Here is a 10,410-nt window from a genome sequence, read left to right on the forward strand (position 1 = left end):
ACCTGACGCGCATCAAACGCGGCAGCTCAAAACAGCAATAAGTCACCGCCGTCTTCTGGACGCGCCGGTGACCGAGGCACATATGGAAGAAAAAACGCCCGGTGTGAAGCACTCCGGGCGATCATTTTTATTTCAAACCGAAATTATTCGGCGTCTTTTTTAGCATTCAGCACCGAGATGGTGCCGCCAGCCTTTTCGATCTTCTCGATTGCGGCTTTCGATGCGCCGGCAACTTCGATCGTCAGCTTGGTCTTCAGTTCGCCATCGGACAAGACCCGAACACCGTCTTTGACCCGGCGAATCACACCGGCTTCCTTCAGCGCTTCGGCATTAACCGTCTTCTTCGCATCCAGCTTCTTGGCATCAACAGCGGCCTGCAAGCGACCGAGAGATACTTCCGAATAACTCTTGGCGAAGATGTTGGTGAAGCCACGCTTCGGCAGACGACGATAGATCGGCATCTGGCCGCCCTCGAAACCGTTGATAGCAACGCCCGAACGGGACTTCTGACCTTTAACGCCGCGACCGCCGGTCTTGCCGAGGCCCGAACCGATACCGCGACCAACGCGCTTCTTGGAATGCGTAGCGCCTTCGCGGTCCTTGATTTCGTTCAGTTTCATCTTTTGCTCCCGTCTCACTTCTCGTCGACGACGCGTACGAGATGGGCGATCTTGTTGATCATGCCACGCACTGCAGGGGTATCTTCCAGCGTGCGGCGGCGATGCATCTTGTTGAGACCGAGGCCGATCAGCGTCTTGCGCTGGGCTTCGGGACGGCGGATCGGGCTGCCGATCTGCTCAACGGTGATGGTCTTCTTTGTGCTAGCCTTAGCCATTTAAGCCTCTCCTATCACTCGTCGATCATTGCGCCAGCGGCTTCGCGGCGAGCCTGGAGCGTAGCGTATTTGATACCGCGCTGAGCAGCGACATCCTTCGGATGCATCTGGCTCTTGAGGGCATCAAACGTGGCGCGAACCATGTTGTAAGGGTTCGACGTACCCGTCGACTTGGCAACCACATCTGCAACGCCAAGCGTTTCGAAAACAGCACGCATCGGACCACCGGCAATGATTCCAGTACCGGCCTTGGCAGTGCGCAGAAGCACCTTACCAGCGCCATGACGGCCCTTGACGTCGTGATGAAGTGTACGGCCGTCGCGCAGCGGAACGAAAATCATTTCGCGCTTGGCAGCTTCAGTTGCCTTGCGGATTGCTTCCGGCACTTCGCGCGCCTTACCGTGACCGAAGCCAACGCGGCCCTTGCCATCACCAACAACCACGAGAGCGGCAAAGCCCATGCGGCGACCGCCCTTGACGGTCTTGGCGACTCGGTTAATCGCGACCAGCTTATCAACGAACTCGCTGTCGCGCTCTTCCCTGTTCTGGCGATCGTCACGCGATCCCCGTCTTTCCTGTGCCATTGTCCTATCCTTGTTCTTTTCCGGGTCCAATCGGCAGATTGAAGGGCCATCATCAACACATGTGATGAGGCCAGTGAAAACCAAGGCGACTTGCTACTTCCAAAGGAAACGCAGTCCCGCCTCAGTCTGTATCGCAGCATCGCGCAAATGCGATGCAAGCGGCACTGGAAAACCAGCGCCGCCAGTCCTCAGAAGTTCAGACCGCCTTCACGTGCACCATCTGCCAGAGCCTTAACACGGCCATGGAACAGGAATGCACCACGATCAAAAACAACGTCCTTGACACCAGCCTTGACGGCACGCTCAGCAACGAGCTTGCCAACAGCCTCTGCTGCGCCCTTGTCTGCACCCGTCTTCAAAGACGAACGCAGGCCCTGATCGAGGGTGGAAGCAGCAGCGAGCGTGCGACCGGCCCTGTCATCGATGATCTGGGCATAGATATTCTTGGAAGAACGGTGAACGGAAAGACGCGGACGCCCGTTCGCCACCTTCTTGACCTGACGACGAACACGCATAGCGCGGCGTGCAATCGTCTCTTTTCTGCTAGCCATAACGCGTGCTCCTTACTTCTTCTTGCCTTCCTTACGGACGATGCGCTCTTCAGCGTATTTCACGCCCTTGCCCTTGTAGGGCTCGGGACCGCGATATTCGCGAATATGCGCAGCGACCTGACCGACCTGCTGCTTGTCGATGCCGGTTACCGTAATTTCGGTCGGCTTCGGGCAGGCGATCTGGATGCCTTCCGGCGGCTGGTAAACCACGTCGTGGCTGAAACCAAGCGAGAGCTGAAGGTTCTTGCCCTGCATGGCAGCGCGGTAACCAACGCCGTTGATTTCAAGCTTACGCTCGAAACCATCCGTAACGCCCTTGATCAGGTTCTGAACCATCGTGCGGGACATGCCCCATTTTGCACGTGCGTCCTGAGACTGATTGATAGGCTCAACGACAATCGCATTATCTTCCATTTTGACGCTGACTTCGTCATTCGCGACGAAAACCAGCTCGCCCTTCGGGCCCTTGGCTGTGATTTTCTGGCCGTCAACGGTCGCAGTTACACCAGCCGGAACCTGAACGGGTCTTTTACCGATACGAGACATTTTTCTACCTGTCTGTTTCGTTAGGAGTTTCCGTGAACGATCTTAGAAGACCGAGCAAAGAACCTCACCACCAACATTCTGTTCGCGAGCCTGGTGATCAGCCATCACACCCTTCGGCGTGGAAAGAATGGTGATACCCAGACCGTTAGCGACCTGCGGAATGGACTTGACCGAGACATAAACCCGGCGGCCCGGCTTCGAAACGCGGCCAATCTCACGAATAACCGAATGACCTTCGAAATACTTCAGTTCAATTTCAATCTCGGACTTACCGTTTTCGAATTCGGTCTGCGTGTAACCGCGGATATAACCTTCCGACTGAAGAACATCCAGAACACGTGCACGCAGCTTGGAAGCCGGCGTGGTTACGGATGACTTCCGACGCGAAGCGCCGTTACGGATACGAGTGAGCATATCGCCCAGTGGATCAGACATTGCCATGGGGATACCTCCTTACCAGCTTGACTTGACGACGCCCGGCACCTTGCCGGTGTTGCCCAGATCACGCAGCGCGATACGGGACATACCCAGTTTCCGATAGTAACCGCGCGGGCGGCCGGAAACTTCGCAGCGGTTGCGGATCCGCGTCTTGGAGCCGTCACGCGGCATGTCAGCAAGCTTAAGCGAAGCGCGGAAACGCTCTTCGATCGGAAGCTCCTGATTCTTGATGATCGCCTTCAGCGCGGCACGCTTTTCAGCATCCCGGGCGACCGTCTTGCGGCGGCGCTTGTTCTTTTCGACTGCGCTTACTTTCGCCATGTCGTTGTTCCTTTTCTACGCTCGTCGTTACGGTTACTTACGGAACGGGAAGTTGAACGCTGTCAAAAGCGTCCGGGCTTCGTCGTCCGAGGTAGCCGTCGTGCAAACGATGATGTCCATGCCCCACATCTGATCGACCTTGTCGTATTCGATCTCTGGGAACACGATGTGCTCCTTGATGCCCATGGCGAAGTTGCCACGACCGTCAAAGCTCTTCGGATTCAGACCGCGAAAGTCACGAACGCGCGGAAGCGCGATGTAAACCAAACGGTCCAGGAATTCATACATGCGGTTGCCGCGCAGCGTCACCTTGGCGCCGATCGGCATGCCTTCACGAACCTTGAAGCCAGCAATCGAGTTACGGGCATGCGTGATGACAGCCTTCTGACCGGCAATTGCCGTCAGATCTGCAGCAGCATTGGTTGGCTTCTTCGAGTCGGCAACAGCTTCACCAACACCCATGTTGATCACGATCTTATCCAGACGCGGGATCATCATCGGGTTGGTGTAGGAATGTGCTTCCTGCATTTCGGCACGGATCTTGTCGGCGTAAATCTTCTTCAGCCGCGGCGTGTAAACTGCATCAGCCATCGATCACTTCTCCCGAACGCTTGGCATAGCGGACCTTCTTGTCACCCTCGACCTTGAAACCGACACGGGTCGGCTTGCCATCCTTGGGATCGGCAATCTGAAGGCTGGACAGATGGATCGGCGCTTCCTTGGTTACGATACCGGCTTCGGTGGTCTGCGTCTGACGCTGATGGCGACGCACAACATTGATACCCGAAACCACAGCGCGGTCTTCTTTCGGCATTACCGAAACGACTTCGCCCGTACGGCCTTTGTCTTTTCCGGCAACCACGACGACTTTGTCGCCCTTTTTGATTCTCTGCATTTCTCGCGCTCCCCTTACAGAACTTCCGGAGCCAGGGAGATGATCTTCATGTGGCGCTTACCGCGAAGCTCACGCGGAACAGGCCCGAAGATACGCGTACCAATCGGCTCTTTGTTGTTGTTAATCAGGACAGCTGCATTGCTGTCAAAACGGATGACGGAGCCATCGGCCCGGCGAATGTCCTTGGCCGTGCGTACGACGACAGCCTTCATCACATCGCCCTTCTTGACGCGCCCGCGCGGAATAGCCTCCTTAACCGATACGACGATAACATCGCCAATCGAGGCATATTTACGCTTGGAGCCGCCCAGAACCTTGATGCACATGACACGACGTGCGCCGGAATTATCCGCCACATCGAGGTTTGTTTGCATCTGAATCATATCAGGTCGCCTTCTTGTTGTTACCGGACCGGTTGGGCACCTCATCGCCCCCTAGACCAGCTTAATCCGACACGTATCAAAGCGTCCGCCCTGCTCTCTCGAACCCTGCGGCCGCTTAAAAACTTCTTGCCAGCGCTACTAGACGAAGATTTCTCCCTCAAAAAAGAGGGAAGCGCTAATAAGCAAAAGGGCCATCCGTTTCCGAACGCCCGTTGCACTTCTTCGCCGTGCTTCATACAGATTTCTGGCCAAAGCGCAAGAGCCTCAGGCCAATCAGTCAAAACGAACACACTATAACAGTGTTTTATACGTCCAGACTGTGTGAAAGCCGGCCCCAAAGAACTGTTCTTTATGAGCCGGCTTTCTGATCTTTCAGTCTCAAGACTGGTTGGAAACCACCGTCCAGCGCTTGTCCTTGGAAACAGGCGCGCATTCTTCAATGGACACCATATCACCGACCTTGAACTGGTTCTCGGCGTCATGCGCCTTGTACTTCTTCGAGCGGCGAACAGTCTTCTGCATCAGCGGGTGGGCGAAACGACGCTCAACCCGGACGACGACCGTTTTATCGTTCTTGTCGCTTACGACAACGCCTTGCAGGATGCGTTTAGGCATTTTCTTGTCGGTCCTCTATCTGGTTCAGGCCTTGGCGGCCGCTGCCTTCTGGGCAGCAATGGTTTTAACACGCGCAATGTCGCGGCGCACTTCCTTGATGCGCGCCGTCTGCTCCAGCTGTCCTGTCGCCTTCTGGAAGCGCAGGTTGAACTGCTCTTTCTTCAGCTTGGCGAGCTCGTCCTTGAGCTGGTCTTCGGTCATGGCGTGTACGTCTGAAGTTTTCATCGGTACAACTCCTTAGTCAGCGATACGCTGGATGAAGCGCGTCTTGACCGAAAGCTTGGCTGCGCCGAGACGCAGGGCTTCACGTGCAATTTCTTCGCTCACACCATCGATTTCGAACATGATCCGGCCAGGTTTAACGCGGGCCGCCCAATAGTCGACGCCGCCCTTACCTTTACCCATACGCACTTCGGTCGGCTTGGAGGTGACCGGCGTGTCAGGGAAAATACGGATCCACACACGACCGGCACGCTTCATGTGACGGGTGATCGCACGGCGGGCCGCTTCGATCTCACGTGCGTTAACGCGGTTGGGTTCCTGCGCCTTCAGCCCATATTCACCGAAAGCCAGGTCGCTGCCGCCCTTGGCAACGCCATGGATGCGGCCTTTGAACTGCTTGCGGTACTTTGTACGCTTTGGCTGCAACATTTTCTTTTATCTCCGAACTTCGCGGAAAACGCCCCTATCAGGCGTTTTCGCGGCGGCGATTGTTGCCGCTGTTACCCTTGTTGTCGCCTTCGGTTGCGCGACGCTCGGAAGCCATCGGATCATGCTCAAGGATTTCACCCTTGAAGATCCAGACCTTGATGCCGCAGATGCCGTACGCGGTTTCTGCTTCGGCCGTGCCGTAGTCGATGTCGGCGCGCAGCGTGTGAAGCGGAACGCGACCTTCACGATACCATTCGGTACGAGCGATTTCAGCACCACCAAGACGGCCACCGCAGACGATACGAATACCTTCAGCGCCGAGACGCATTGCCGACTGAACCGAACGCTTCATGGCGCGGCGGAACGCAACACGGCGTTCCAGCTGCTGAGCGATCGACTGAGCAACGAGCGTTGCGTCGGTTTCCGGCTTACGCACTTCAACGATGTTGAGGTGCATTTCCGAATCCGTCATCGTCGAGAGCTTGCGACGCAGCTTTTCGATGTCTGCGCCCTTCTTGCCGATGATCAGGCCCGGACGCGCCGAATGGATCGTCACACGGCACTTCTTGTGCGGACGCTCGATGACGACCTTGGCAACACCCGCCTGCTTCAGTTCCTTCTGGATGAAGCTACGGATCTTCAGGTCCTCATGAAGCAGACGACCATATTCATGATTGTCTGCAAACCAGCGGCTGTCCCACGTGCGGTTGATGCCGAGACGGAAACCGATTGGATTAATTTTCTGACCCATTATGCGGCCTCCTCTTCGACTTCACGGACGACGATCGTCAGGTGCGAGAACGGCTTCAGAATGCGCGAAGCGCGACCGCGACCGCGAACCATGAAGCGCTTGGCGACAATCGACTTGCCGACATAGGCTTCTGCGACGATCAGGGAATCGACATCCAGATCGTGATTGTTTTCGGCGTTCGCGATAGCCGATTCCAAAGTCTTCTTGACTGTCTCGGAAATCCGCTTCTGCGAAAATTCAAGATCGGCCAAAGCCCGGTCAACCTTCTTGCCGCGAATCATAGCGGCGACGAGGTTGAGCTTCTGGGGGCTGATGCGGATCGTGCGCGTAACAGCCTGCGCCTCGTTGTCCTTAAGCCGACGAGCGGCTTTTGCCTTGCCCATTGTTACTTCCTCTTCGCCTTCTTGTCGGCGCCGTGACCGTAGTAGGTACGTGTCGGTGCAAACTCACCAAACTTGTGCCCTACCATCTCTTCCGACACGGAAACCGGAATGTGCTTCGAACCGTTGTATACGCCGAACGTCAGGCCGACGAACTGTGGCATGATCGTGGAGCGACGGCTCCAGATCTTGATCACTTCATGACGACCGCTTTCGCGCACCTTCTCAGCCTTCTTGAGAAGATAGCCGTCAACAAACGGTCCCTTCCATACTGAACGAGCCATTTAAGACTACCTCTCTTATTTCTTCTTCTGGTGGCGCGAGCGCATGATGAACTTGTCGGTCGACTTGTTCGAACGGGTGCGCTTGCCCTTGGTGGGCTTGCCCCAGGGCGATACTGGATGACGGCCACCGGAGGTGCGGCCTTCACCACCGCCGTGCGGGTGGTCAATCGGGTTCATGACGACGCCGCGAACATGCGGACGCTTGCCACGCCAGCGCGAGCGACCGGCCTTGCCGTCATTCGTGTTGGAGTGATCCGGGTTGGACACAGCACCGACGGTGGCCAGGCAAGAGCCCGGTACCAGACGCTGCTCACCGGAGTTGAGGCGAATAATCGCCATACCCTGGTCACGGCCAACGAGCTGAACATAAGCACCAGCTGAACGGGCCAGCTGACCGCCCTTGCCCGGCTTCATCTCGACGTTATGAACGATCGAGCCAACCGGAACAAAGCGCAGCGGCATGGTGTTGCCGGGCTTGACGTCGATGGCGGTTTCAGAAGACCGGATCTTGTCGCCGGCAGCCAGACGCTGCGGCGCCAGAACGTAAGCCTGCTCACCATCTTCGTACTTGATCAACGCGATGAAGGCCGAACGGTTGGGGTCGTATTCCAGACGCTCGACCGTACCTTCAACACCGAACTTGCGACGCTTGAAATCGATCAGACGGTAGGTCCGCTTGTGACCACCACCCTGAAAGCGCGCCGTGACGCGACCGGCGTTGTTGCGGCCGCCCTTGGACGACAGGCCCTGTGTCAAAGACTTGACAGGCTTGCCCTTGTAAAGCTCCGAACGCTCGACGATTACCAGTTGGCGCTGGCTCGGCGTTGTCGGATTGAATGTTTTCAATGCCATTTTCTCATTCCCTACTGGGTTTTTACCCTACCGGGCCTGCTTAAACGCCGGTCGTCACGTCAACAGACTGACCTTCAGCCAGCGTGACGATCGCCTTTTTGACGTCCTTCTGCTTGCCGGAAAAGCCCCGGAAGCGCTTGATCTTGCCCTTGCGGACGAGCGTGTTGACGGCCTTGACCTTGACGCCGAAAAGTTCTTCGACAGCGGCCTTGATTTCCGGCTTGCTCGCCTGCTTGGCAACATTGAACACGACCTGATTATTATCAGAAACCAGGGTCGACTTTTCAGTGATGACCGGCGAAACGATCACGTCGTAATGGCGGATATCGCTCATTTGAACCGCTCCTCCAGAGCTTCAACAGCAGACTTGGAAAGAACGAGCTTCCCGCGCCGCAGAATATCGTAAACATTAATGCCCTGAACCGGCAGAACATCGATATTCGGAATATTGCGGGCAGCAAGCTTGAAGTTGCTGTCGACTTCCGAACCGCCGACGATCAGCGCATTCTCGAGACCGAGACCGGAAAACTGAGCCGTCAGTGCCTTGGTCTTTGCTTCTGCTGTGACCAGATCATCAACAATGATCAGGTTCTCAGCCTTAGCCTTCGTCGAAAGCGCATGCTTAAGAGCCAGTGCACGAAGCTTCTTCGGCAGGTCGTGCGAATGATCGCGAACAACCGGGCCATGCGCACGACCACCACCGCGGAACTGCGGAGCGCGCTTTGCATGGTGACGGGCATTACCCGTACCCTTCTGCTTGTACATCTTCGCACCGGTCAGAGCGACTTCCGAGCGGCCTTTAGTCTTGTGGCTACCCTGACGCTTCTTGGCCAGCTGGTAGCGGACCATACGGGCAAGAATATCTTCGCGCGGTTCCAGACCGAAGATCTCTTCCTTCAGGCTGACCTTGCCGGCGTCCTTGCCCTCAAGTGTTTTAACAGTGAGATCCATTATTCGGCTCCATTGGTTTCAGCCGCGCGCAGGCCGGCAGGCCGCGGCGCGTTTTCAGGAACACCGGACTTAACGGCATCGCGGACCGTGATCCACGCGCCCTTCGAACCGGGGACGGCCCCCTTAACGAGGATCAGGCCACGCTCGGCATCAACGCGAACGATTTCAAGGTTCTGGGTCGTGACACGCGTCTGGCCCATATGACCAGCCATCTTCTTGCCCTTCCAGACCTTGCCCGGGTCCTGGTTGGAACCCGTCGAACCATGCGAACGGTGCGAGACCGAAACACCATGTGTTGCACGAAGGCCGCCAAAGTTATGGCGCTTCATGGCACCGGCAAAACCCTTACCGATCGTCGTACCGGTCACGTCAACAAGCTGCCCGGATACGAAGTGTTCAGCGGTCAGTTCCGCGCCAACTTCAAGCAGATTGTCTTCCGAAACGCGAAATTCGACCAGCTTCGCCTTCGGCTCAACCGAGCCCTTGGCAAAATGTCCGCGCAGAGCCTTCGAAGTGTTCTTGACCTTCGAACGGCCAGCGCCGAGCTGAACTGCCGTATAGCCGTTTTTATCTTTGGTGCGTGTTGCGACAACCTGGCAGTCGTCCATTCGCAAAACTGTTACAGGGATATGCTCTCCTTCGTCTGTAAAGACGCGGGTCATTCCCACTTTCTGTGCTATCACACCTGAACGCATCGGTTCATTCCTTTTAGAGTTCCGGCCGGGGCTTCTGGCCCCCGCGTGTCTCTGTTTGGGACATCAGTACGCAGTTTACATCCGCACGATTGGTCCCGTTTATTGTATCTTTACCCTGAAAATCAGAGCTTGATTTCGACATCAACACCGGCCGCCAGATCGAGCTTCATAAGCGCGTCGACGGTCTGCGGGGTCGGATCTACAATGTCGAGCAGGCGCTTGTGTGTGCGCATTTCAAACTGCTCGCGGCTTTTCTTGTCGATGTGCGGACCACGGTTGACTGTGAACTTTTCGATCCGGGTCGGAAGCGGAACAGGTCCGCGCACATTGGCGCCGGTCCGCTTGGCGGTCGAAACGATCTCACGCGTGGAGGCATCAAGGATCCGGTGATCAAACGCCTTCAGGCGGATGCGGATATTCTGGCCGTTCATGCGACTCGTCCTTGTCTTGTTCTTATTTCCGCCTTCGCCAACAGCAAAAAGGCGCTAAATTAATTGTCTGGCCAGCGGCCCGCGCATTGTCAAAAATCTGTAGGGACAGGTCACCCTGCCCCTACCATTTCGCCTGCCGGGCCTAAAGGCCCCGTCGATTACTCGACGATAGAAGCCACGATACCGGCGCCGACGGTGCGGCCACCTTCGCGGATCGCGAAGCGAAGCTTTTCTTCCATCGCGATCG

General features: G+C 56.5%; 21 protein-coding genes and 1 pseudogene. All 22 read right to left on the minus strand.

Features of this window, described 5'->3' with window-relative positions:
• Positions 1-143: 143 nt before the first annotated feature.
• Positions 144-620 carry a 50S ribosomal protein L15 gene (rplO, locus tag EDC90_RS14735; protein ID WP_132312934.1) on the minus strand — a complete coding sequence of 159 codons (477 nt, stop codon included), beginning with the start codon at positions 618-620 and terminating at the stop codon, positions 144-146.
• 14 nt (positions 621-634) lie between these two features.
• Positions 635-835 (minus strand): 50S ribosomal protein L30, encoded by a 201-nt coding sequence (gene rpmD / locus EDC90_RS14740; RefSeq protein WP_132312936.1) that lies wholly within the window; start codon positions 833-835, stop codon positions 635-637.
• Between the two features lie 14 nt (positions 836-849).
• Positions 850-1,419 (minus strand): 30S ribosomal protein S5, encoded by a 570-nt coding sequence (rpsE, locus tag EDC90_RS14745; RefSeq protein WP_132312938.1) that lies wholly within the window; start codon positions 1,417-1,419, stop codon positions 850-852.
• 188 nt (positions 1,420-1,607) lie between these two features.
• Positions 1,608-1,970, minus strand: a complete 363-nt coding sequence (gene rplR / locus EDC90_RS14750; protein WP_132312940.1) for a 50S ribosomal protein L18 — start codon at positions 1,968-1,970, stop codon at positions 1,608-1,610.
• Between the two features lie 12 nt (positions 1,971-1,982).
• Positions 1,983-2,516, minus strand: coding sequence for a 50S ribosomal protein L6 (gene rplF / locus EDC90_RS14755; protein ID WP_132312942.1), 534 nt, complete (start codon positions 2,514-2,516; stop codon positions 1,983-1,985).
• A 42-nt stretch (positions 2,517-2,558) separates the two neighbouring features.
• Positions 2,559-2,957, minus strand: coding sequence for a 30S ribosomal protein S8 (rpsH, locus tag EDC90_RS14760; RefSeq protein WP_132312944.1), 399 nt, complete (start codon positions 2,955-2,957; stop codon positions 2,559-2,561).
• A gap of 12 nt (positions 2,958-2,969) precedes the next feature.
• Entirely contained in the window at positions 2,970-3,275 is a 306-nt protein-coding gene (gene rpsN, locus EDC90_RS14765) for a 30S ribosomal protein S14 (protein WP_132312946.1), read from the minus strand.
• 33 nt (positions 3,276-3,308) lie between these two features.
• Positions 3,309-3,866, minus strand: a complete 558-nt coding sequence (gene rplE, locus EDC90_RS14770) for a 50S ribosomal protein L5 (protein ID WP_132312948.1) — start codon at positions 3,864-3,866, stop codon at positions 3,309-3,311.
• Positions 3,859-4,170: a 50S ribosomal protein L24 gene (gene rplX, locus EDC90_RS14775; protein WP_132312950.1), complete on the minus strand. Its 312-nt coding sequence runs from the start codon at positions 4,168-4,170 to the stop codon at positions 3,859-3,861. The genes rplE and rplX overlap by 8 nt, the downstream gene beginning before the upstream one ends.
• A 14-nt stretch (positions 4,171-4,184) precedes the next feature.
• The gene (rplN, locus tag EDC90_RS14780; protein ID WP_132312952.1) at positions 4,185-4,553 is read right to left on the minus strand and encodes a 50S ribosomal protein L14; all 369 of its coding nucleotides are present in this window, start codon (positions 4,551-4,553) and stop codon (positions 4,185-4,187) included.
• A 378-nt stretch (positions 4,554-4,931) separates the two neighbouring features.
• Positions 4,932-5,168 carry a 30S ribosomal protein S17 gene (gene rpsQ / locus EDC90_RS14785; protein WP_132312954.1) on the minus strand — a complete coding sequence of 79 codons (237 nt, stop codon included), beginning with the start codon at positions 5,166-5,168 and terminating at the stop codon, positions 4,932-4,934.
• A gap of 24 nt (positions 5,169-5,192) precedes the next feature.
• A complete protein-coding gene (gene rpmC / locus EDC90_RS14790) occupies positions 5,193-5,393 on the minus strand; it encodes a 50S ribosomal protein L29 (RefSeq protein ID WP_132312956.1) in 201 nt (66 codons plus the stop codon).
• Positions 5,394-5,405: 12 nt separating this feature from the next.
• Positions 5,406-5,819, minus strand: coding sequence for a 50S ribosomal protein L16 (gene rplP / locus EDC90_RS14795; RefSeq protein WP_132312958.1), 414 nt, complete (start codon positions 5,817-5,819; stop codon positions 5,406-5,408).
• A gap of 37 nt (positions 5,820-5,856) precedes the next feature.
• Positions 5,857-6,570 carry a 30S ribosomal protein S3 gene (gene rpsC / locus EDC90_RS14800; RefSeq protein ID WP_132312960.1) on the minus strand — a complete coding sequence of 238 codons (714 nt, stop codon included), beginning with the start codon at positions 6,568-6,570 and terminating at the stop codon, positions 5,857-5,859.
• Positions 6,570-6,953, minus strand: a complete 384-nt coding sequence (gene rplV / locus EDC90_RS14805; protein WP_132312962.1) for a 50S ribosomal protein L22 — start codon at positions 6,951-6,953, stop codon at positions 6,570-6,572. Before rplV ends, rpsC begins: the two co-directional genes overlap by 1 nt.
• A 2-nt stretch (positions 6,954-6,955) precedes the next feature.
• Entirely contained in the window at positions 6,956-7,234 is a 279-nt protein-coding gene (rpsS, locus tag EDC90_RS14810) for a 30S ribosomal protein S19 (RefSeq protein WP_132312964.1), read from the minus strand.
• 15 nt (positions 7,235-7,249) lie between these two features.
• Positions 7,250-8,086: a 50S ribosomal protein L2 gene (gene rplB / locus EDC90_RS14815; RefSeq protein ID WP_132312966.1), complete on the minus strand. Its 837-nt coding sequence runs from the start codon at positions 8,084-8,086 to the stop codon at positions 7,250-7,252.
• Positions 8,087-8,126: 40 nt separating this feature from the next.
• Positions 8,127-8,420 carry a 50S ribosomal protein L23 gene (locus EDC90_RS14820; protein WP_132312968.1) on the minus strand — a complete coding sequence of 98 codons (294 nt, stop codon included), beginning with the start codon at positions 8,418-8,420 and terminating at the stop codon, positions 8,127-8,129.
• On the minus strand, positions 8,417-9,037 hold the full coding sequence (gene rplD, locus EDC90_RS14825) for a 50S ribosomal protein L4 (protein ID WP_132312970.1): 621 nt from the start codon (positions 9,035-9,037) through the stop codon (positions 8,417-8,419). Before rplD ends, EDC90_RS14820 begins: the two co-directional genes overlap by 4 nt.
• Entirely contained in the window at positions 9,037-9,732 is a 696-nt protein-coding gene (gene rplC, locus EDC90_RS14830; RefSeq protein WP_132312972.1) for a 50S ribosomal protein L3, read from the minus strand. Before rplC ends, rplD begins: the two co-directional genes overlap by 1 nt.
• A gap of 122 nt (positions 9,733-9,854) precedes the next feature.
• Positions 9,855-10,163 carry a 30S ribosomal protein S10 gene (rpsJ, locus tag EDC90_RS14835; RefSeq protein WP_018065614.1) on the minus strand — a complete coding sequence of 103 codons (309 nt, stop codon included), beginning with the start codon at positions 10,161-10,163 and terminating at the stop codon, positions 9,855-9,857.
• Between the two features lie 158 nt (positions 10,164-10,321).
• Positions 10,322-10,410: pseudogene (locus EDC90_RS14840) on the minus strand (elongation factor Tu); the annotation flags it as partial.

Origin of the sequence: Martelella mediterranea, from assembly GCF_004342225.1 — a bacterium.
Taxonomy (GTDB): Bacteria; Pseudomonadota; Alphaproteobacteria; order Rhizobiales; family Rhizobiaceae; genus Martelella; species Martelella mediterranea_B.